The sequence below is a fragment of the Paenibacillus segetis genome (genome assembly GCF_014639155.1).
Lineage (GTDB): Bacteria > Bacillota > Bacilli > Paenibacillales > Paenibacillaceae > Fontibacillus > Fontibacillus segetis.
Window position 1 is genome coordinate 254,226 of sequence record NZ_BMFT01000001.1, and the last position, 24,049, is coordinate 278,274.

The following is a 24,049-nucleotide window of genomic DNA, read 5'->3' on the forward strand; positions in this document are numbered from 1 at the left end:
CACGGAATTCGTATTCCGTGCCTTTTTTTACTATTTGATTTTACGACACCATAGATTGACGGAAGGAAATGAATAAGCTAGTGTTAGGAACAGCTAGAAACCGCAAAAGGAGATTGAAAATGCCTACGATTACTGCAAGACCATTTGATCAAGAAATGCAATCCATATTAAGCGAAATTAAGACGAGCTACCATGCCTGGGAATTAAGTAAGAAGGATCTATCGGAGCTACCTAAAGATATATATGTTATTGAAGATGGTCAAGAATTGGCCGGATACGGTGTGATTTGGGAATACAGTAGTGGGAACCAGTTAGTTCAGAAGGCGGAACAAGATTATTTCAATGATGATGACAAATACATGGAGAAAGACTTCTATATTGATATTAAGAATAAAACAGATATCATCTTTATCGAAGCATTAGATGTGTTGAAAGAATTTGAAGGCAAAGGTTATGCAGCATATTTTATCAACTGGTTAAAAGAGAAACACCCAAACCAAAAGATGTATGTGTACGCGTTAGAAAAATCACGCAACTTTTGGTATAAACAGGATTTTGAGACTGTAGGAACTACGGTATGGATGTCATATAATTAATAGAATTCTACTTAGATAAAATCGGGCATCCCCTTAGTCACTTCTGTGACCCTGGGGATGCCCGATTGTATTGTTATCATAGGAGTTAACGAAGTCCCATCGCACCGATCTTCGGAGTTCGACCCTCTGGCTCATGCCGATTCTGCTCGGACTGAATCGTTCCATCCTCTAGATGCAGCCAAGTGTCGAAGCTTCGTTGTCCTTCATGCATGACAACGACTCTGGCACCTGGAGCAAAGGGCTTATCCAAGTAAGCATTACGCGTCGTACGGCCAAAGCATAGGCGAATGCCATGCCAATTCCCCCAGTAGTCGTGGCCATGATCATGGCCAACAAATGTCCCCATCACATCTCCCATTTCGATCATTGCTGCGAATAGGCCAGAGTTCACCCAGGGAGCACAGCAGAATTCAGCGTTACGCTCCCCGTAGCAGACGCTAAAGTCCCACACATCGTTATATTCAGGTAATGGAATATGGAAAAAGGCTAAGGAAGGTAATGGCGTACCGCCGTTGCTGTTGGTTAGCTGATAGGATTCACGTGCATACCAATCAATCTGATCACGGCGGACCCAATCATAGAAGCCCATCCGGCTATACTCTAGCGGCGAGTAACTGCCAGAATCCAGGAAATAGAGAGCACTCGCATTTTCCCCGTCTGTCCCCTTCACTGTTAGCACATAGTTGCCTGATCCATGAACCCCAGGGGGATCGGGCTTGGCATAATTATGACTGTAAGTCAGTTGCATTGCATGCAACTGCTCACGCGTAATTATTCCTTCAGAATCATGGTTACCAAATACAGCCGCCCATGGTGTATTCAAGGATTCCGGCACAGAGCAGGCCCGCCGGAATGCGGCGGCTGGGTCTGGTGTGCTGGCGGAGGCGATGATATCCCCCGTGAAGACGACCAGATCGGGTTGCTCTGTTTGTATAATGCGGAGCATCATGGATTCCATCTGTTGTTCTTCCATGTCATATGTTGCAAATTCCGGATCGGTAAATTGCACGATCTTGAAGGTCCCATCTTCCCGGAATCGCAGGGTCTTAGCCATGATGTTTCTCCTCGGGGATGCACCCGTCGCTCAGTAGTCCCTCCGGTAATTTAGCATCCCATTGCTGCGGCACCGATAGACCTAATGCTAGAGCAGTAACCTCGGCCGTATCCGTAATGGATACAGGACCTGACAGACGACCAATCTTGACGCCTGGTCCAATGCAGCCCCAGAAGACATTGCGGTCCATCGGATGGTCGCTACCATGATTGTGCTTCTCTGCCCCACCTCCGCCATGATCTGTGAGTAGGATGATCAGGCTGTCTTCTACAAGATTGAGCTGCTCTAACCGCTCTAGTATCGTGCCAATTCGCTCGTCGCAAGTACCAATCATTTTCAGGTATTCCGGTGAATCTGCGCCATATCCGTGTCTATGTCCAGAGCCATCCGGCTCATCCAGTTGCAGGAACAGTAGCCGTACGTCGGGATTCTCTTCTACGTATTCTAATAGAGCAGGAACAAGCTCCGCATCGGGGAGGGAAACCTTATTTACTCCAAGGTTATCTTCAATAATACCGGAATTAATAGGACTCCAACCGGTAAAAGAAGCAAGCTTGGCCTCCGGTTGTTGTTCTCTAACTAGCCGAAAGAGGGAAGGAAAGGGAGAATCGGTCGGAAAGGACTCATTTGCCACCTTGTCATTGGTCAAGCCATGTTTGTCAGGACTTACTCCGTGTAAGATGGAACCCCAGCATTCCGCACTGATTGTCGGTAATTCCGCCTGCGCTTCATAGGTGAAAGCACCCCGCGTAAGCCAAGCATCTAAAGTAGGGGTATTCGCTTGTTGTACGAAATTCCCCGCTCCATCCATGCCAAGAATAAACACTCGCTGTACCGCTTTTGCTTGTTTCATCTTGTATCACTCCTCGTAAGAAATCTCTAGTAGAAGGTGAGTTTTTCCAAAAAAATAGGAACCTCACCTTGTGTACACGCCTTTAGCATACGAGCAGCTAATGGAACCGTCAATATGAGAATCGTATTGTGCAAAAATTGTGCACGAAGTAGTCACAATCGTTATAAGGATAAGTCATCATCCTAGTAGTTCGTGAAATTGAAGTCCATCTATAATAAGTGACAGAAGGAAATAACTAGAGAGGATGAGCTGTATGACAGAACTTGCATCATCCGATGCAATCACCGTGACACCCACAGTCGCACCTAGCCGAATGCGCATATTTCGCAGGAAATTAAAGAAATACAGGGCGTTGCTTCTTATGATGATTCCCGGACTAATTTACTTGATTGTAAATAATTACATTCCCATGTATGGAGTCATCTTGGCTTTTAAGGAACTGAACTATGTTGATGGAATATTTGGGAGTCCATGGGCCGGTCTGTACAACTTCAAGTTTCTGTTCAACTCGCCGGACGCTTATCTGATTACACGAAATACAGTCTTATATAACGGAGCTTTCATTATCGTAAATACATCTATAGCATTGCTCGTGGCACTATTGGTTAACGAGATCAAGGATAAAGTCGTCACTCGTTTTTACCAGAGTACGTTTCTGCTTCCCCATATTATCTCCATGGTTGTTGTAGCTTACCTAGTATATAGCTTTCTGAATGCAGAAAGTGGATTTATCAATCGGACGCTTGCGAATTGGTTCGGCTTCGATTCGATCTCTTGGTACAATGAGGCGAATTATTGGCCATATATTTTGGTCATCGTGAATATGTGGAAAAGCGTAGGATACTTGGCTATTATCTATTTCGCAGCGATTATTGGCATCGATAAGGAGTACTACGAGGCGGCAACCATAGATGGTGCCAGCAAGTGGAAGCAGATGACCCGTATTACACTTCCGCTTATTGCACCGATGATTATCGTCATGACTCTGCTCTCGATCAGTACCATTATGCGTTCAGACTTCGGTTTATTCTATCAGGTGCCGATGAACTCTGGTCCACTGATGCCGACTACAAATACGATCGATACGTTTGTCTACCGTGCAATGATTGTACGTGGAGACATTGGAATGTCAACGGCCGCTGGTGTCTACCAATCCGTCGTGTGCTTCTTCCTGATCCTGGGGGCGAACTTCGCTGTCCGTCGAATCAGTAAGGACAATGCCTTATTCTAACGAGAGGAGGCATCCCAACGATGCCGATTGCAGCACGTATTCGTAAGCCTTTAATTCACTTGTTCTTCTTGCTGTTTAGCATTGCATCGCTGATGCCATTCGTTCTGGTATTCATGGTCTCCATTACAGATGAGAGCTCTATTCTCAAGAATGGCTACAGTTTTTTTCCAAGTAAATTCAACTTTGCCTCTTATCAGTTTTTGTTTAATGATTTTGGGCAGATTGCGAGGTCATATGGCGTAACCATCCTCGTAACTCTGATAGGAACAGTTATTAGTTTATTTATTACAGCGCTCTTCGCCTATCCGTTGTCACGTAAGGACTTGCCACTGCGCCGTACGATGTCGTTCATTCTGTTCTTTACGATGTTATTCAGCGGGGGGATGGTCCCTTGGTATATCACATATGTAACGATGTTAGGTCTAAAAAATTCATTGTTCGGCATGATTATTCCGAATCTATTGATGAGTGCGTTTAACGTTTTGCTAATGCGAAGTTTTTTTGCTAATACGATTCCAGAATCCATCGTCGAATCGGGAACCATTGATGGAGCAAGCGAACTGACCATCTTTCTAAAACTTGTGGTGCCACTATCCGCACCCATTATGGCGACGATTGCGCTATTTAATCTACTAGCCTTTTGGAATGACTGGTATAACTGCATGCTGTTTATCGATAAACCTGAGTTGATTAATATCCAGTATCTCATGACGAAGACATTAAACAACGTACAGTTTCTAGTAATGAAAGCGGATACTTCCAGCCAGGCTGGTGAACTACTCGCTAAGATGCCAACCGAAGGGGTTCGTATGGCGCTGGCCATCATCGGTATTGCCCCACTCCTGATTGCTTATCCGTTCTTTCAAAAGTATTACATTAGCGGCATTACTAGCGGGGCAGTTAAAGGTTAATCCTGCACTGCTGGAGTTTTAATAGAAATAAAGAGAAGAAGGGAATGGTCCAGTTGAAGAAAAAAATGTACACGTTGTTAGCTTTACTTATGGTAGCTGTGTTAGTGCTACCTGCATGTGGTTCAAGCAAAAGTAATGATTCAAACAAGACGGCCGGAGAGAACTCCTCTACATCGGCAAATCAAGAAGAGGGGGCAACGGATCTCAAGCCATACAAGCTTACACTTGTCTATCCTGGTGATGCACAGAAAGATCTAGCTCTTGTGCAGGAAGAGATGAGTAAGTATTTGACGGAAAAAATTAATGCCACGATCGAATTGAAGCCGATTGATTGGGGATCTTGGACTGATAAGACCAATTTGATGAAAATTTCTGGGGAATCTTTTGATTTAATGTTTACTGCAGGATGGTTCGGTTATGGTCTTGATGTATCCAAAGGACAATTTCTAGACCTAACGGATCTCTTAAAGAACCAAGGCAAAGATATCCCGACTGTCCTTGGTGATGACTTTATCAAAGGTTCTCAAATCAATGGCAAATCCTATGGCGTGCCAACAAAGAAGGAATTTGCCCAAGGCTTTGGTTTCGTGCTAAATAAGGCATTAGTCGATAAATATCACTTCAATACTGAAGGAGTAAAAACTCTAGAGGAAATGGAAGAGATGTTCAAGACAATCAAGGAAAACGAGCCGGATATCGTACCTGTTGTTAGTAATAAATTTGCAAATACTTGGGGCGCTGCTAATTACGATAACTCCATAATTTCGCGTGACAGTAAAGAGCTCAAAGTTATTGATACATTAGAAGATCCAAAATTTGTTGATTTCCTTAAACGTATGAGACAATGGAACTTAAATGGTTGGTTTGATAAAGATGTTGTAACTTCGGATACAAGTGGTCAAGCGGATAATATGCTTAAATCAGGAAAAGCCTTTGCTTTGGCCCAATCGTTGAAGCCTGGTAAAGACAAAGAAATGTCTGTGACAATGGGAATTCCGTTAGTCCAAGTCGAGACAGCTTTACCTTACACCACGACAGGCGAAGCCAACGGAGCTATGCTTGCTATCTCCCGTACTTCAAAGGATCCTGAAAGAGCCATGATGTTCTTGAATATGCTCTATACGGATGCCAAGCTGCTCAATATGCTAGATTGGGGAGTCGAGGGTAAGCACTACGTCAAGATATCTGACAATATGATTGATTATCCTGAAGGTGTAACGGCGGATACACAAGGGTATGCAAGCCCAGGTGGATGGATGTTCGGTAATCAGTTTATCTCTTACCTGTGGGCTAACGAAGATCCTGACAAATGGGAACAATTTGAGAAGTTTAATGCTAGCGCTGAACGTTCTATTGCTCTTGGCTTTACCTTTGACGAGACTCCGGTTAAAGCAGAGTTGGCGGCCGTGGGTAACGTAGATAAAGAGTTCCAAATGGTTCTGAATGCTGGTGCCATCGATGATGTAGAAGGAACGATAGCTAAATACAAAGCTAAACGTGATGCTGCAGGTTTCCAGAAGATTCAGGAAGAACGGCAACGGCAGTTAGATGAATGGGCTAAAACGAGCAAATAATAGGGAGTATATAGGAGTTGGAAGAGAGATCTCCAACTCCTTCTTCCTTTTCCTGCATGTTGAGATATAATGACTTGTATACGTACACCAACATGAAGAAATAGGCAGGGAGAACTACAATGAACCCTAAGGGATCTCTTCGTTTCAAGCTAACCATCGGCTTTATCATGATCACTTTACCTCTAGTAATCCTACTGGTGTATAGCAATTTTACGGCCTCCAATTCGGTACGTGAGCAGGCTGCAGAATCTAACACAAATATGATAACGCTTTATTCCAACCAAATCGAAACTACTCTTGGAATTGAAGCTAATTTTCTATATGACTTAACATCGCATGATGCAGATATTCTGTCATTAAATAAAATGGTCTATAACTCTGCGGATTACACATTGACCAGAATGCGAATCTTGAATAGTCTAAGCCGATATAATCGGTTTGATAGTAGTGTCGATATTCAATTTGCTTACTCAACCGCCAATCGGGATCTGATTCATACATCGATCAAATCCGATTCTTACGAGGAGACGACGGTCATTAAACGGTGTATTCAGGATATGCTTGATATGGTGCAGCCGGAAAGCCCTTTATTTAGGGGGTGGAAGACGGTTAGATGCGGTGATATCTACGGCCTTACTCGCATTGTTGACTCACAGTATGGAGTGTACTTAGGTGCTTGGGTCCAGCTGGACCATTTAATGATTCCACTCGAGCTGATCCAGCTTGGAGGAGAGGGTTTCTCCGCCCTAGCAAACCCTGACGGAAGACTGATTGCCGGTAGCTTCGATATTGGCGGCTTTAATGATCCACCTCTAATTAATTCAGATGCAAGATACCAGAGACTTGAAGGGAAGAATGGCACTTATGTTGCCGTTAGCAATCCCATCACCTCGACGGATGTCACGTTGATTGCCTTCATTCCTGAAGAAGGGATGCTAGATAATATTTATCGGTTCCGCGAGGTTATCGTATGGATTCCGCTATTTGCTTTTGTGTTGCTCTTAATGTATTTGATTTATCTCAACAGTATCATTCTCAGACCGATGAACGCTTTGCTCAAAGGAATGCGTACGCTCAAACGAGGCGATTGGGCCATCAGATTGAATAACTCACCTTCCAGGGAGTTTCATGCGGTTACAGAAACGTTCAATGATATGGCACATCAAATTCAAGAGTTGAAAATTAATGTATATGAAGAACAAATTCGGACGCATAAAGCGGAGCTGAAGCATTTGCAATTGCAAATTAATCCGCACTTTTTGTTAAACAGCATCAATGTGATCTATAATCTTGCCCAGCTCAAAAATTTTTCAGTGATTCAGGCCATGTGTCTAAATCTAGTGAAATATTTTCGGTTCACGACCAAAACGAGCCAGCCTTTCGTCAGGCTCTCCGAAGAAATGGAGCATATGGACAGCTACTTGTGCATTCAGCAACTCCGCTTTCCCGGTAGGATTACCTTTCGGATTGCGATAGATGAGGATGCCAAGCTGGTTCCGATTCCTCCACTGATTGTGCAGCCTTTTATTGAGAATGCCATCAAGTACGGGTTTGACTTTATGGAGGAACCTTTTCATATTGAGATTCAGGCCATGCTGGATGTTAATCCAAGCTTCTGCTGCATTCGAATTGCTGACAATGGCTGTGGATTCACGCAAGAAATGCTAGAATCCCTGCAAAGTGGTCGCTATTTCCAACGAACGGATGACCAACATCTGGGCATTTGGAACAGTTATCATCGTTTGCAACTCCTATACGGGAATGCCGCTCGCCTGAATTTCGATAATTGTGTGGAATCCGGCGCTTTGATAGAGTTGAGGGTTCCGGTAGAGTTTGCCGGACAGTCAGATAAACCGATGTATTAAAACCATAAACGCTTTCTGCAATTGGAAACAGATAAAGTAAACGACCAGAGAATTATACAATTACAGCAGGAGGGTGAAAGAATTGCAGATTTTGATTGTCGATGATGAGATGTACTCCGTCTTGGGGATTAAAGATGCAATTAATTGGGAGGAACTTGGGGTCTCTGCGGTCTACGATGCTTATAACATGAGGGAAGCGATCAAGATCTTTAAGGAACAAGAAATTCAGGTCATGATTAGCGACATCGAGATGCCAAAAGGCACAGGAATCGAATTGCTAGAATGGGTAAATGAGTTCTCACCGCATACGGAGACGATTTTTCTGACTGCCCATGATGACTTTCGATTCATGCAGCGGGCTGTTCAGCTTAGTAGTTTTGACTACATGATGAAGCCGGTGGAGTACGAAGCCTTGGAGGAAGTCATCCGCAAGGCGATCCGCACAGTGGAGAAGAAGAACGCTGAGCTGGCTCAAAGTGAACAATATAAACCATATTACGAGTTATGGAACAAGAAGAAGCCGCTGCTTAGCGAGCGTTTCTGGTATGATCTGCTCTCGGAACGGATCGTGGCCTCCGTGAACGACAATTGTAGTTTGCCGGCTGAATATGGCATTACCCTCCTGCCTAACGATAGATTGCTCCCCGTCATGGTGAGTGTGGAGAATTGGAAGCGAGAGCTCAATACGAGGGACGAAGAAGTGATGGAATATGCCATCCGTCAATCCTCCTCTGAATTATTGATTGGCAGCTATAGGGGAGAGGTTATTCAGTCCAAACAAGGGGTCACGATGGCTATCCTGTACTTTTCACCTGAGGAGGAGTCTGTGCTGCTGAACAGTATTGGCCAGAAATGTACCGAGTATATTGATGCTTGCAGTCAATATTTGAACTGCACGGTATCTTGTTATATTGGTGAGCCGGTTCAACTGCATGAGCTGACGGGAATGTACAAAAAGCTGTTGTCTATGGAATACAACAATCTCAGTGTATCCAATCAGCTCAACTGGCTATGCAAGCGAAGTCCAGAGCCTGTCCCGGATCCCAGCCTACCTGATTTTACGATCTGGGCGCTGTTACTTGAGAACGGTAAGGAGGAAGAGCTGATTCAGCAGTTCCGGAACAGTCTTCAGGAGCTATCTTCCGAACGGCGTTTTGGAGCCAATGTTCTACAGGCCTATTACCAGGGATTCCTGCAAATGATTCACTATTTACTACAGAAAAAAGGTCTTTCTTCCCATCAGTTAATCCATGATGTCAGCAGTCCTCAAGTAAAAGCGCCTCCACGGACATTGGAGCAGATGGAAACATGGGGAACTTGGTTAATCCATAGGGTGCATTGCTGTCTCTATCAGGAGGTGTCAGTTATTCCGCGGCTTCGTGCCTATATTACTGATCATCTCAGTGATAACATCACCCGGGAAATGCTTGCCGAATATGTTCATCTGAACCCAGCCTACCTCTCACGTCTGTTTAAGAAAGAGGTGGGGATGAGTATTACGGATTACTTACTTAACGAGAGGATGCAGATTGCCAAAGAGCTCATTGTCCACTCAACGATCCCGATTTCCGAGATCGCGCAAACGATAGGGTACAGCAATTTCTCCTATTTTTCTAAAATGTTCAAGAAGGTTTATCATGCAAATCCTCAGCAGTTTAGGAAGCTGTCAGGTTGCTCGGGGAGCTAGATTACCCTATCACTTACCATACAAATAAACAGATAGAAAGTGAGTGGTTTACAATGAATAAATCTATTTTGGCTAAACCAACGGAACAACAATTACGATGGCACGACATGGAACTCGGTATGTTTTGTCATTTTGGGATGAATACATTTTGTAATCAAGAGTGGGGGATCGGTAACGACTCACCGGAGATATTTAATCCAACTGAGCTCGATGCGCGGCAATGGGTACGTACCGCTAAACGGGCGGGATTTAAATATTTCATTCTGACGGCCAAACATCATGATGGATTCTGTCTGTGGCCAACGAAAACGACGGATTATTCGGTGAAATCAAGTCCTTGGAAGAACGGCCAAGGTGATGTTGTGCGTGAGGTTGCCGACGCATGCCGCGAGGAAGGGATCGCCCTTGGATTATATCTGTCACCATGGGACAGACACGAACCATGTTATGCTGACAAGGAAGCTTACGATGACTTCTACGCCGAACAGCTGACAGAACTGCTTACGCAATACGGACCGCTAATCGAGGTATGGTTCGATGGAGCTGGTTCCGAAGGACGCGAGTACGACTGGCCTCGTATTATGGGACTTGTTAAGCAACATCAACCTGACGCAATGGTGTTCAACATGGGGCAGCCGACCATTCGCTGGGTAGGCAATGAAGATGGTGTAGCTCCTTATCCTTGCTGGAACACTTCTTCGGAGGCTCGTGCGAGCATGTTTACGAGCGATATGTTGACCTGGTTACCCGAGACATCGAACTGGGTACCGGCTGAATGTGACGTGCCGATTCGCACTCACCATTGGTTTTGGCATCCGAATGATGAGGACAGCTTGCGTTCGCTAGACAACCTGTTAGACATTTATTATCGTTCGGTGGGACATGGCACAGTGCTGCTATTGAACATATCACCGGATGATCGTGGATTGTTCCCGGACATCGATGTGGAGCGGGTCATAGAGTTTGGGGATGAAATTTCTCGTCGCTTTGATCATCCGATCGCGCAAACTTCGGGCGATGGAACAGAATTGACTTTGTCTTTGCCCTACGAATTTCTTGTTGACCATGCCATCGTGATGGAGCAAATCTCCCAGGGTGAACGGGTTCACGAATACGTTCTGGAGGCAGCGCAGGACGGAGTTTGGATTGAGCTTGTACACGGTACGGCGATTGGACATAAGAAAATCGATGCTTTCCCTGCGATACGTACACAGCAATTACGACTCACTGTAACGAAGTACGTAGATCTGCCGCTTATCCGCTTCTTTGCGGTATATTGTACAGAGATTGATTCGAGATAAGAAGGGGTAGGCGGGCGAGATTTTATACGGGGAGGTAACTTCTATATGAACAAATTATCAATTCATGGGCCACAATTTATGTTAGGCGAACGTCCGATTCAGATTATTTCTGGAGCTATTCATTATTTCCGCGTTGTGCCGGAGTATTGGGTTGACCGCCTGATGAAATTGAAGGCTTGTGGGTTTAATACAGTTGAAACTTATGTACCATGGAATTTTCATGAACCAGATGAAGGAAGATTTGTATTTGAAGGTATGGCAGATTTAGAGCGGTTTATAAAGCTTGCAGGCGAGCTTGGTCTTTATGTTATTGTTCGGCCGAGTCCCTACATTTGCGCGGAATGGGAGTTCGGTGGACTCCCAGCCTGGTTGCTCGCTGATCCAGGAATGCGTCTTCGTTGCTATCACTTGCCTTATTTAGCAAAGGTCGATGCCTACTACGATGAGTTAATTCCACGTCTGATACCACTGCTGTCGACGAATGGTGGACCTATCATTTGCATGCAAGTTGAGAACGAATATGGTAGCTACGGTAATGATCAGGTATATTTGCAATATTTGCAGGAAGCATTAGTCAAGCGCGGTGTAGATGTACTGTTGTTTACCTCAGATGGGCCAGCTGATTTTATGCTTCAAGGTGGGATGGTACCGGGAGTATGGGCATCTGCTAATTTTGGATCGCAACCTGACGAGGCTTTCAAGATGATGCTCGAATATCAACCAGATCAGCCACTCATGTGCATGGAATATTGGAATGGCTGGTTTGATCATTGGGGCAAGGAGCATCACACCAGATCGGCAGAAGATGTGGCGAATGTATTAGATGAGATGATGTCTATTGGTGCATCGGTCAACTTCTACATGTTTCATGGAGGAACGAACTTTGGTTTCTATAATGGAGCTAACCATGGAACTAATCCTGAGGACAAATATGAGCCGACGATTACAAGCTATGATTATGATGTTCTTGTCAGTGAATGTGGAGATATCACGGAGAAATTTCATGCTGTACGACAAGTGATTTCCAAATACGTGGAGCTGGGACCACTTGAACTGCCTGAACCGATTGCCAAGCGAAGTTATGGTGTCGTTCAAATGAAGGAACAAGCCAAGCTATTGTCTTCCCTTGACTGTCTATCCTTACCAGTTCAGAGTACATGTCCCGAACCGATGGAGCGGCTTGGTCAAAATGCTGGATTTATCCTGTATTCGACGCGATTGACCGGACCTAGGTCGGAAAGTAGACTGCATCTTCAAGAGGTACGAGACCGTGCTATGATTTTTGTTGATGGTTTGTATAAAGGAACAATTGAACGTTGGAACCCGGATCATGAGATTACATTTGCCGTTCCTCCAGAAGGTGTTACGGTCAGCATCTTAGTGGAAAATATGGGGCGAGTAAATTACGGTTCTTTAATAAAGGATCCGAAAGGAATAACAGAAGGTGTTCGATTTGGTCCACAGTATTTATATCATTGGACGATTCATTCGCTTCCATTAGATGACTTATCTAACCTCTCATTCGAACCGAGTGTTCAAACACTACATAATGAACCGAGCTTCTACAGAGGTGAATTTATCGTGGATGAACCTGCAGATACTTTCTTGAATACAACAGGATGGACGAAAGGGGTAGCCTATATCAATGGCTTCAACCTGGGGCGTTACTGGGATATCGGGCCACAAGGAACGTTGTATATCCCTGGACCACTACTACGTAAGGGAAAGAATGAGCTGATTATGTTTGAATTACATGGTTGCGCAGCTCCTGAGATTATTTTGCAGGATTATCCTGTGCTGAACAAATTGGATGATAAATAAGTATACTGATTAAAAGCTCTCTACAAGCATTTTGATGCTTGTAGAGAGCTTTTTTTGCTTGATCAATCAAAGAAAGGGCTTGTGGTCATTCATGCTCAGAGCGACGTATGAACGATAGCACGATATCCTGGGGATGGTCACCGAAGTTACTACCGAAAAGATTGAGTCCATGCTTGTTAACAGCATCTTCCCGGACTTCGAAACGAATGCTAATCGGCTTGTTAAAGGATAGATTGAGCATGTCAATAGTTGTTGGAGCAGAAGGAACGCCGTTTATCTGACTGCCCTTACCTGAAATGCTCCATTCTGTCAGCATGCCGAATTCTGTGCCACTCTTCCACCGTTCTGGAGTTAATTTCCCTTTACGGTCACCGAAATCAGAGGGACAAGTATAAGTGCCGACGAGCTGGTCGTTGATGGTTAGGGTAATATCACTTGCCCAATCTTCTCGGAACGCAGGCGCTTCTGAGCATACTTCTGCCGAAATACGAATCTCATCCAACATGACGCCTGGTGGTAGAGGATTGGCAAAATAGTATTCGACATAACCAGATTCTGCGAACCATAGTAGCGATGCGTCAATTCGATCCGGCATATAGAATACCCGCGGGTCATCTTGGGAGCCAATCACATTCCCATCTTTTCCTGCCATACCGCAGGATGGTTGTACTGAACAGTGGGAGTACATTCCGATGGGCATATGTATTTCTTCTGTTGGATGCAGGCCTTCTCCTGGTTTGGCAGGCAGATCGAGTTGGATAGCCCGGCAAGTGACTGAGCATATCTTCTCACGGTTGGCACCTTGCGTGGAAACAATCAGATTTACCTGCTCCAACGTTTGTACATTAATAGAAATTGTAGGTTGGGCCATACCAAGAGCCTCAGCCAACTGGCTGACACTCATTGGCCTGTCGCCAAGAGCCTCAAGTATTCGAACGCGAACATCTCCTGACAACGCTTTAGCTACATCCAAGATACGCGATGCAGGGTAACGAATCGTTTCTTGTATTATCTCGCTCATAAATTTTTTCCTTTTCGTAAAGATAGATTGAGAATATTGTACAATGAAGATTGAGTATTGTAAAACTATAATTAACATTGCGAAAAACATATACTGGTGCTAAAATGAGCTCAACTTCACATTTTGAAAGGTTGTGTTTACTTAATGACGACTTCTGTAATGAATTTGGAATGTCATAATGTCCCTCGTTCTGAACATCCACATCCGCATTGGCAGCGCTTGGATTGGATGAACTTGAATGGCCAATGGTCATTTAGTTTTGACCCGGGCGATGAAGGCATCAGCAGTCAATGGCAAAGCAATTATGAAATCGCTTACGATTCTTTGATTACTGTACCTTTCTCCTGGGTAAGTCCCTTGTCCGGTATAGGCAGTGATTCTAAAGGGATAGGCTGGTACCGACGTACTCTGACATGGAAGCCTTCCGTGAAAGACTCACGATTGTTTCTGCGCTTTGGAGCTGTGGATTATATATGCGATGTGTGGATCAATGGTGTTCATGTCGGTTCTCATCAAGGTGGTTACGGTTCGTTCGAGTTCGAAGTTACCGAGACTTGGCAAGTTGAACGCGAGAATACGATTGTCGTAAGAGTAGAAGATTTCGATCATGATTATCAGGCACGTGGTAAGCAGGGGTACGGAGAAATTCGCGGTATATGGCAGCCGGTTTGGTTAGAGTCCCGTCCACAAACGTATGTGAAGGATGCTAAATTTGTGACCTCCATTGACGGGAAGGTGGAAGTGACGGCAAGAATCATAGCGTATGAAGCTGGAACAGCAGAATTAACGCTGCAATTTGCAGAGGGTTCCATCCTACACAGCGCGGATCTAGATCTCGTAGCAGGAGAAAATGAAATCAAGAGCTCTTTTAAAGTGAATAATCCACAGTTGTGGAGTCCAGAAACGCCTTATCTGTACGAAGGTGAATTGCAGTTAACGGGATCTTGTGGCAGAGATGTAGTTAGCACTTATTTCGGAATTCGTGAGATTCAAACGGTTCGTTTCGACGACCGCGGATATCGCTGGATTACGCTGAATGGCAAGCCGATTTATTTGAACGGTACCCTTGACCAGTCCTACCACAAGACAGGATATTTCACTTATCCGTCGGATGAAGAAATGCGAGATGAAATATACCTCATGAAACGTTTGGGGCTGAACTTTGTTCGGATTCATATCAAGCCGGAGGAGCCACGTAAGCTGTATTGGGCAGATAAGCTTGGCATTCTCGTTATGGAAGATATGCCTTGCTTCTGGGGTAACCCCGATGAAAAAGCGCGTACATCCTATGAAAGTGAAGCGCTTGAGATCATTGAGCGGGACTATAACCATCCATCTATTTTCTCATGGGTGATGTTCAATGAGACATGGGGACTGAAGACAGACGCTAAAGAAGCAGGGGTGACGGCTGACATATCTCAACAGAGCAGTTATCTGCCAGAGACGCAGGAATGGGTCCGAGAGAAATATCGCTGGGCTAAGCAAATGGATCCAACCCGGATTATCGAGGATAACTCGCCGTGCAACTATGATCATGTTGAATCTGATATCAATACATGGCATTTCTATCTTAATGGTTATGACCAGCTTCGAAACCATCTACATGAGGTTGTGGATAAAACATTCCCGGGTTCGGACTTTAACTGTATCGGAGGTAATGTTCAATCTGATGCTCCGCTGATGAACAGCGAGTGCGGTAACGTCTGGGGTATTGAAGGTGGAGCAGGCGACAGTGATTTGGCGTGGCATTATCGATATATGATGAATGAGTTCAGGAAGCATGATAAGCTGTGTGGTTTTGTGTTCACCGAGTTACGTGATGTGACGAATGAATTTAACGGTTATTACCGTCTTGATGGAGTGGGCAAAGACTTTGGATACGACGCCTTTGTACCCGGCATGACGATTGCCGATCTGCATTCCCCGGATTTTATCGTGCTCGATGCACCTCCTTGTCAGACATTATTTTATGGTGAAAAGACCATTGTTCCGTTGCTACGCTCTAGTTTTTCGGATCAATATCATGGGCAGCAACTGCAGGTGAAGTGGGAACTGTGGTATGACGATTTGGGTGTTCGTACGGTAGAGGCATGCGGTAATATGCAGGTTGATTGGGATGGCTACGGAGTTAGCTCGCTCTCTTCATTATCACTTACTATGCCAGCTCGAGAAGCAGTAGCAGTATTAGCGGTTTCCCTAGTGAATGATGCAAACCACACGATTATGCGGAATTTCATTACGTACGATGTAAGAAGCGGCAAAGCTGATGGAGTGATCGGCCCTCAGTCCGGTTGTATTCAGATTCCAGTGAGCTCCTACACAGAACAAACATTCAAGCAGCAATGGGAGTCTATTCAAGGTGCCAAGGTGAGCGGAGGCGGAGAGGGCCACTTTATTTATGAGGTAACCTTGCCGGATCCAGCAGAACAAACCTTGATCCGAGATATCGAAATCATCTTTGAAGCAAGTTCCAAGCGGTTACTAGCCCGGAATATCGAAGGGGGCAAAGTGAACGATATGGGAATTGGTGCGATGCATGGTGCGGATGCGATGGTGGAATACAATCCGAATACTTATTACATGACCGATGAGGAAGTACATCCATCCCGACTGAACCTCCTAATCGACGGCAAGGCGATCGGTTCGTTCGATCTTCCTGATGATCCGGCGGACGCCAGAGGTGTATTATCTTGGCACTATCAACCGGTCCAGAATAAATTGGATGAAGCAGGTTCCTATGGTTATCTCTGCAAGATGAGGATTCCGGTACAGTTGACTGCGGAACTCAATTTCAGCCGTACTTTTCGTTTGGAATTGCAAGCGGAGGTAGGAGGCGTCGCCTTGTACGGTCGGAATGCTGGACGATATCCGTTTGATTTGCTGATCCGGTATAGCTAAAGCGTTGACAATAACTTTAGGAGGTCTTATTGTTTTGAACAAAATAAAATAATTGTAATAAAGTAAAATGTTCAATTACTAGAGGGTAAGCCCTTTTCGTCCGTTAAAAGGGATAACATCCAAAAAGAACCACAAAACGAAGGAGGATACATATGGAACAGCAATCATTCAGTAATCTCATTCTAGAGAATGGAGCCGATCCTTGGATTATTCAACATAAGGATGGCAGTTATTATATGTCAGTTACGTTGGGAGATCGTATTGCACTTTGGCATAGTAGGACTTTGATCGGATTGGCTGAGGTTAAACCGAAGACGATATGGATCCCGGAATCTTCCGGGCCATATTCGTATAATCTATGGGCGCCGGAGCTCCATTATATTAATGATAGTTGGTATATCTACTATACTGCGAATGATGGTGGCGGGGATGATACAAGGAGAGTATGCGTACTTCAGCTCTCGGGGAATGATCCGATGAACGATGAATGGTTATTTAAGGGAGTCGTCAACACGGATTTTCCGGGGTTGGATGGAACTGTATTCCAACATCAAGGAGAGCTGTATTTTTTCTATTCAGGTTACGGATACTTCCCAGATTATGGCTCAGCAATATATGCAGCTCGTATGTCTAATCCCTGGACATTGACAGGACCTAATGTGCTAATTACATCACCTACAGAACCCTGGGAGAAGAGGGGCGGGATGGCGATTAATGAAGGACCGGTATTTTTGCACCGTAACGGATGGGTATTTCTCGTATTCTCGGCTAGTGCGACCTGGTCTGATGATTACTGTCTGGGAATGACGATGATTGCAGAGGATGGAGATCTTATGGATCCAGAGGCTTGGATCAAGCATGATGGCCCAGTCTTCGTTAAGAATCCAGAATTGGGTGTATTCGCCCCGGGACATAACAGTTTTACGATTTCGATAGACGGCTCGGAGGATTGGATTGTTTACCATGCGTATTCATACTCCGAGACTGAGCAACAACGTTCGGAAGGAATGCCACGCAGTACGCGGATCCAAAGGTTCGGATGGACAGAAGATGGGATGCCGGATTTTAGCGTTCCACTGGCAACAGATAAGAGCGTTTCCTTGCTTTCAGGAGAATAAAATGAGGATAGCAGTCTGTTCAAGCGGAGGTTTGACGAGATTTTAGGTTGAAAACAACTTTTTGTTACAAATATTTTGCATTTAATTACTTTCATTAGTCTGGTAGGTTGTAGCATCCAAAATCAGCTTCATACAGAGGAGTTAATGTGTAGCTTTGGCTATATGAAGGGGATTGTAATGTGTGTGCCGTGAGAATAAGGTTGTATAAAGACAAAGGTTACTTAAAAAATATTATCATATTTACAGAATGAAAGCGTTGACACAATAAAACTATGCGCTTATAATTTATCAATAGATACAAAATAATTGTATTAAAACATAATATTAATTTGTATCTGGATAACTACAGACTGAGGGGTTAAAATCCAATGAAAGGAGAAGCTTGACAGATTAGGACGACAGAGATTGTAGTCAATTCTTACTTGGATTGTTTGAGAGATTTATTTAAAGGGAGGATAATATGAATAAATTTTCAAAACGTATTCTAAATCTATTATTTGTCTCGATATTGGTGATATCAACAGTAACTGCATGTGGTAGTTCAAATAACGCTTCTAAGGATAACTCCTCTAATGAATCAAATGTTTCCGCAAATGATAACAAAGACAAATCTTATACAGATATTAGTGCCACTATCCGTGGGAATAACGCTCCAACGCAAGAGCAAATCGACGAGGTAAATAATACTTTGAATGATACATATTTGGGAGATATTTTTGATGAAGTCATTCCAAATGATTATTCTGCCTACCCCTTAAAAGAAAAGGTAACATTAGATGTCTGGATGCCGGCAAACGTCAACATACCAGATATGAATAATCATGCTGTGCAAAAACAAGTGGAAAAATTGACTGGAATTAAAGTTAATTTTATTACACCGCCAATTGGACAGGAAGCAGATGCCTTTACCTTGATGATCTCCTCCGGAGAATTACCTGATATCATTATTGATCCAGGACGGTATCCGGGAGGTTTCGAAGCTGGTGTGAATGATGGTGCTTATATCGATCTTACAGATCTAATGGAGAAAAATGCTCCTAACTATACAGCTTGGCGTAATTCTGATGAAACGAGAAGAAAAACTACGATTACAGATGATGGTAAGCTGTTGGGCTTCTACGGCATAGCGCCATATTCGGAATGGACTTGGTTCGGAATGCTGATCAAACAGGAAGCATTGGACAAAACAGGTATGGAAGTTCCTAATACGATTGACGAGTGGCATGCCTTTTTAACAAAAGCCAAGGAAGTTGGGTATAGTGAACCGTTGAACTATGGATCCAACTATGGTCAAATCTTTACCGGCATCATTAATGGTGCTTATGGTGTATGGGATTGGACGTTCCTCGATGAGAACGGAAAAGTTGGTTGGGGTCCTGCACAACCAAAAGCTAAAGAATATTTGGCTTTGATGCAACAATGGAATAAAGAAGGATTGCTTAATCGCGACTGGGCTACAGCCGACTTTAACCAAAGAATGGCTAGTGCGATCTCCGATAAGACAGCTGTAATGATGGATTCTCCGGATACGATGTGGAGCTATTGGAAGGAGCAAAACAACATGGACTTTGTTGGAGCGCTAAATCCAGTGCTGAATGCAGGAGATAAATCTGCAACGACCTATAAGAATTTTAAAAGAACAGGGAATTCGGCAGCGATAACGACTCAAAGCAAAAATGTAGAGGCCGCTATGGCATGGTTGGATTTCGCCTATACTAAAAAAGGCTGGGAAATCTATAACTACGGGGAGTTCGGAACGGTACATTTGATTGATGAAAATGGTAAACCTTACTACCCTAGTGACAGCTATATGTACAAGGACCCTGAAGGTCAGCCAGTAGCGGTTACTATTGATAAATATCGCAGACATGTTTGGGCAAATATTCGTGATGAGCATAACTCCAATCCGCTAATTGTTTCAGAAGGAAGTTATTCCGGAGATATCAGAGAGTATTGGACAGAGAACATGGATACAAGTGTAGCAATACCACCGATTACATTTACAAAAGAAGAGGCTTCACGCGAGGCGGAGCTCGGAAATCAGTTGTCTACACTAAGAGGGGAATATTTTGCGAAAATTATCAAAGGTGAGTTATCGGTAGATGCCTATGATAAATTCTTGAAAGAAGCGAAGAGTATGGGGATGGATGAGTTCCTAAGTATTCATCAAGCAGCATTGGATCGATATAACAGCAGATAGATTCCATATAACCTGAATTGTGTCAAAGATTATGACGAGGGTGAACCAGTAGGTCGAAGCTTTCTGGCCCCTCGTTATCATTTGAAGGTAATTCGGGATACGAAAAAGTAGGTGAATGGTTCATGGAGATAATCCGAAAGAATAGGAAGGTTGACAGCATCGTTAAAACCGGAAAGCCTAAAAACACCAAATCTATACTTAAAAAAGACTTTAAGAAGAACTGGTTTGCCTATTTGCTTGCAATTCCGGTAGTTGCTTGGTTTCTAATTTTTTGTTATGGCCCGATGTGGGGCGTTTTGATTGCCTTTAAGGATTACAAACCATTACTCGGATTTGCCCAAAGTGACTGGGTGGGATTTAAGCATTTTGTTGACTTTTTTCAGGGGCCCTATTTTTGGCGGGTTGTAAAAAATACGCTCCTTCTTAACGTTTGGGGTATCGTTTTTGGATTTACCGCTCCCATTATATTGGCGTTGATGCTAAATGAAGTTCGTGACGGAAAGTTCAAAAAATCAATTCAGACTATAACCTATATGCCTCACTTCATTTCATTGGTAGTTGTCGCAGGTATTATTCATATATTTACAGCGGATGAAGGGGTAGTTACTCAAATCCTTCAATTGATTACAGGTAAAGATTACACCTCGCTCCTTGGGTATTCTTCTTTCTTTAGGCCAATCTATACTTTTTCCGGCATATGGCAGAGTGTAGGGTGGAGCAGTATTATATATCTTGCTGCAATGAGTTCCATTGATCCTGCACTGTATGAAGCGGCTGAGATCGATGGTATTGGAAGGGTAAAAAAGATGTGGTATATTACGTTGCCGCAAATCGCCCCTACTATCGTTATTCTATTTATCTTTGCTATTGGCGGATTAATGGCATCCGGACATGAGAAAATTATTTTGCTCTATAATCCTCTGACATATGATACAGCCGATGTTATTGCTTCTTATGTTTATCGAAGAGGTTTGAGAGAAGCTAGCTTGAGTTTCTCTACTGCAGTTGGATTATTCAGCGCCGTGATTAACTTTGCGCTTCTATGGATAACGAATAAAATAGCCAAACGCACTTCAGAAGTTAGCCTTTGGTAGAAAGAAGGATGGCTATGTCACAGCAAACACGATTTAAAAGAAGTAGATTGAAGCCTGCATCTTTCGGAGATCGAGTATTCGATGTCATGAACTATACGTTGTTAATAGTATTAACGCTGTGCTGTTTATACCCTTTGCTACATATTTTATTTGCTTCGGTTAGTAATCCTACTGCGTTAATGGCTCATAAAGGTGCATTACTGAAGCCGCTGGGATTTACCCTCGATGGGTACAAGTTGGTTTTTAAAGACAACAGTCTCTTAATTGGGTATAGAAACACCATTATATATGTAGGATTAGGCACGTTAGTGAATATGATCATGACCATTATGGGTGCCTTCGTATTGTCGAGAAGAGATTTATATTTCAAAAATTTTATTATGATTATGATCACGATCACCATGTTTTTTGGTGGAGGATTGATTCCTTGGTTCTTATTGATGAAGGATATTGGTATGTACAATAATCTATGGTCCATGATTCTGCCAACGGCACTGAGTACGTGGAACATCATTATATTAAGAACTAGTTTCCAAGCACTTCCGCTTGAATTAGAAGAAGCTGCTACGATTGATGGCGCAAGCCAGGCTAATATTCTGGTAAGAGTAATCATCCCGCTTTCCAAAGCCACCTTAGCGGTAATCTTTTTATACTATCTGGTTGGTAACTGGAATTCATGGTTTAATGCGATGGTGCTGTTGAAGGATCGGAACCTATTCCCATTACAGTTATTAATGAAGGAAATATTAGTAGCCAATGATTCGACTGCTACAACAATAGGTAGTGCGGGCGGTGTTGTGATTAATAGTGCTCAGAGCGCCACTGCATTCCGAGAACTCGTTAAATATTGCGCTATCGTTGTTTCGACGGTACCTATTTTATGCGTATATCCTTTCCTACAGAAATACTTTGTTAAAGGTGCGTTTGTTGGTTCTATTAAAGGCTAAACAACAAGTTATAAAGGAGTTTTATAATGAATATTTATTCTTCTATTCCTCGTCCTGAGTATCCACGTCCGCAGTGGGTGCGACCTGACTGGATCAATTTAAACGGGCAATGGGGATTTGAAATCGATCATGGCAAAAGTGGAAAAGAACGCGGTTACTATGAATCTGGGCGCGATTTATCCGGGACGATAACGGTTCCCTACTGTCCAGAGAGCAAACTATCAGGTGTTGAATATAAAGACTTTATGGCAGCGGTATGGTACAAACGAGAATTCTCTGTACCGGAGACTTGGACCGGTGGAAGAATTTTGCTGCATTTTGGTGCGGTTGATTATGAAACTGAGGTATGGGTTAACGGAGTATCTGTAGGAACACATCGTGGGGGATATTCTTCTTTTAGCTTTGATATTACTGCAGCTATTGTGCCAGGAGTGAATATCATTACCGTTTATGCTGAAGACGATGTTCGATCAGGGCGTCAACCGCGCGGTAAACAAAGTGAAAGATTCCGTTCACATGGCTGTGATTACACCAGAACGACAGGAATTTGGCAGACGGTTTGGCTTGAACAAGTGCCTGAGGCATTTCTATCTAACATGAAGTTAGTACCCGACCCAGATAACGCTTGCGTGCACATGGAGCTACAAATTGGAGGCGATGCAGCTGGGGCAACGCTTTCCGCTACTGCTTCTTATGAAGGAAAGTCTGTCGGGGAAGTTAGTATTGTGGTGTCCGGTTCATCTGCAAAAGTAACACTACCATTAGCTGAAGTTCATTTGTGGGAAGTTGGGAACGCGAGACTATATGACCTCCAGTTATCATTGGATAAGCAAGGTCAGGTTAGTGATTCCGTCAATTCTTACTTTGGACTAAGAACCGTAAGACTCGACGGAATGGCATTCCGGATCAATGGGAAATCCGTATTCCAGCGCCTTGTGCTAGATCAAGGATTTTATCCTGAGGGTATCTATACCGCTCCGAGCGATGAAGATCTCCGACAAGATATAGAAATTTCGATGGATCTTGGTTTTAACGGAGCTAGATTACATGAAAAAATATTTGAGCCTCGCTATTTATACTGGGCGGATAAGCTGGGTTACCTGGTTTGGGGAGAGCACGCCAACTGGGGATTGGATATATGTACAGCAGAAGGTCTGTCTCAGTTTTTACCGGAATGGATAGAAGGGATGGAACGAGATTTCAATCACCCAGCCCTTATTGGTTGGTGTCCTTTTAACGAGACATGGGACCGGGACGGCGCCAAACAGAATAACGATGTGCTGCGTATTACTTACGAGGTAACGAAACGGCTGGATCCTACCCGTCCTGTTATCGATACGAGTGGTAACTTTCATGTCGTGACCGACATTTTTGATCTTCATGACTATGACCAAAATCCGGCGACGTTCAAAGAAAGATATGAGCCGATGAAAAACGGTGGTGAGGTTTTCGTTACTTTCCCTGATCGCCAAAAATATGAAGGACAACCGTATTTCATTAGTGAATACGGCGGCATTTGGTGGAACCCGGATCAGAAGGATGAGCAATCTTGGGGTTATGGAGACAGACCTACGTCCGAAGAAGCATTTATTGAACGTTATGAGGGATTAACGAATGTATTGCTGGATCATCCGATGATGTTTGGATTTTGCTATACCCAGCTATACGATGTGGAGCAGGAAGTAAATGGTCTATACACCTATGACAGAAAGCCGAAATTTAATCCTGATACGATCCGCAGAATCAACTCACGTAAGGCTGCGATTGAGGATTAGAGCCTTCAGATTAGCTTCATATTCTGGAACCGGTTAGAGGGTTCTTACTAAAAAGCCCCATTGGGGCTTTTTCTTGTCCGAAAGCTTGTTGGTGAATAATAAC

17 protein-coding genes are annotated in these 24,049 nt (G+C 43.8%); 14 read left to right on the forward strand and 3 right to left on the reverse strand.

Features of this window, described 5'->3' with window-relative positions:
• Positions 1–119: 119 nt before the first annotated feature.
• The gene (locus IEW05_RS01080) at positions 120–596 is read left to right on the forward strand and encodes a GNAT family N-acetyltransferase (RefSeq protein ID WP_188534985.1); all 477 of its coding nucleotides are present in this window, start codon (positions 120–122) and stop codon (positions 594–596) included.
• An 85-nt stretch (positions 597–681) separates the two neighbouring features.
• Here IEW05_RS01080 and IEW05_RS01085 read toward each other — a convergent pair whose 3' ends face one another.
• A complete protein-coding gene (locus IEW05_RS01085; RefSeq protein WP_188534987.1) occupies positions 682–1,650 on the reverse strand; it encodes a metallophosphoesterase family protein in 969 nt (322 codons plus the stop codon).
• A complete protein-coding gene (locus tag IEW05_RS01090) occupies positions 1,643–2,503 on the reverse strand; it encodes an alkaline phosphatase family protein (protein WP_188534989.1) in 861 nt (286 codons plus the stop codon). Before IEW05_RS01090 ends, IEW05_RS01085 begins: the two co-directional genes overlap by 8 nt.
• Positions 2,504–2,756: 253 nt before the next feature.
• Here IEW05_RS01090 and IEW05_RS01095 point away from each other — a divergent pair, with 253 nt between their 5' ends.
• The 7 genes from IEW05_RS01095 (at position 2,757) to IEW05_RS01125 (ending at position 12,893) form a co-directional block, all read left to right on the forward strand.
• Entirely contained in the window at positions 2,757–3,734 is a 978-nt protein-coding gene (locus IEW05_RS01095) for an ABC transporter permease (protein ID WP_373285768.1), read from the forward strand.
• Positions 3,735–3,754: 20 nt separating this feature from the next.
• Complete coding sequence (locus IEW05_RS01100) at positions 3,755–4,645, forward strand: carbohydrate ABC transporter permease (RefSeq protein ID WP_188534991.1); 891 nt, start codon at positions 3,755–3,757, stop codon at positions 4,643–4,645.
• 65 nt (positions 4,646–4,710) lie between these two features.
• Positions 4,711–6,219, forward strand: coding sequence for an ABC transporter substrate-binding protein (locus IEW05_RS01105; protein WP_229753212.1), 1,509 nt, complete (start codon positions 4,711–4,713; stop codon positions 6,217–6,219).
• Positions 6,220–6,338: 119 nt separating this feature from the next.
• Positions 6,339–8,084 carry a sensor histidine kinase gene (locus IEW05_RS01110; protein WP_188534995.1) on the forward strand — a complete coding sequence of 582 codons (1,746 nt, stop codon included), beginning with the start codon at positions 6,339–6,341 and terminating at the stop codon, positions 8,082–8,084.
• 82 nt (positions 8,085–8,166) lie between these two features.
• Positions 8,167–9,771 carry a response regulator transcription factor gene (locus tag IEW05_RS01115; protein WP_229753213.1) on the forward strand — a complete coding sequence of 535 codons (1,605 nt, stop codon included), beginning with the start codon at positions 8,167–8,169 and terminating at the stop codon, positions 9,769–9,771.
• A 53-nt stretch (positions 9,772–9,824) separates the two neighbouring features.
• Entirely contained in the window at positions 9,825–11,072 is a 1,248-nt protein-coding gene (locus IEW05_RS01120) for an alpha-L-fucosidase (RefSeq protein WP_188534997.1), read from the forward strand.
• A gap of 45 nt (positions 11,073–11,117) precedes the next feature.
• The gene (locus IEW05_RS01125) at positions 11,118–12,893 is read left to right on the forward strand and encodes a glycoside hydrolase family 35 protein (protein WP_188534999.1); all 1,776 of its coding nucleotides are present in this window, start codon (positions 11,118–11,120) and stop codon (positions 12,891–12,893) included.
• A gap of 85 nt (positions 12,894–12,978) precedes the next feature.
• Here IEW05_RS01125 and IEW05_RS01130 read toward each other — a convergent pair whose 3' ends face one another.
• Positions 12,979–13,914: an ArsR/SmtB family transcription factor gene (locus IEW05_RS01130; RefSeq protein WP_188535000.1), complete on the reverse strand. Its 936-nt coding sequence runs from the start codon at positions 13,912–13,914 to the stop codon at positions 12,979–12,981.
• A gap of 144 nt (positions 13,915–14,058) precedes the next feature.
• Between IEW05_RS01130 and IEW05_RS01135 the strand changes: the two genes are divergently transcribed.
• The 6 genes from IEW05_RS01135 to IEW05_RS01160 all read left to right on the forward strand — a co-directional run bounded on the left by IEW05_RS01135 (position 14,059) and on the right by IEW05_RS01160 (position 23,946).
• The gene (locus IEW05_RS01135) at positions 14,059–16,812 is read left to right on the forward strand and encodes a glycoside hydrolase family 2 protein (protein ID WP_188535001.1); all 2,754 of its coding nucleotides are present in this window, start codon (positions 14,059–14,061) and stop codon (positions 16,810–16,812) included.
• Between the two features lie 152 nt (positions 16,813–16,964).
• Positions 16,965–17,930, forward strand: a complete 966-nt coding sequence (locus IEW05_RS01140) for a glycoside hydrolase family 43 protein (protein WP_188535002.1) — start codon at positions 16,965–16,967, stop codon at positions 17,928–17,930.
• 460 nt (positions 17,931–18,390) lie between these two features.
• Complete coding sequence (locus IEW05_RS01145) at positions 18,391–20,130, forward strand: extracellular solute-binding protein (RefSeq protein ID WP_188535003.1); 1,740 nt, start codon at positions 18,391–18,393, stop codon at positions 20,128–20,130.
• 122 nt (positions 20,131–20,252) lie between these two features.
• Complete coding sequence (locus IEW05_RS01150; RefSeq protein ID WP_188535004.1) at positions 20,253–21,224, forward strand: ABC transporter permease; 972 nt, start codon at positions 20,253–20,255, stop codon at positions 21,222–21,224.
• Between the two features lie 14 nt (positions 21,225–21,238).
• Positions 21,239–22,171 (forward strand): carbohydrate ABC transporter permease, encoded by a 933-nt coding sequence (locus tag IEW05_RS01155; RefSeq protein ID WP_373285769.1) that lies wholly within the window; start codon positions 21,239–21,241, stop codon positions 22,169–22,171.
• A 26-nt stretch (positions 22,172–22,197) separates the two neighbouring features.
• Positions 22,198–23,946, forward strand: a complete 1,749-nt coding sequence (locus tag IEW05_RS01160) for a glycoside hydrolase family 2 protein (protein ID WP_188535006.1) — start codon at positions 22,198–22,200, stop codon at positions 23,944–23,946.
• Positions 23,947–24,049 lie beyond the last annotated feature (103 nt).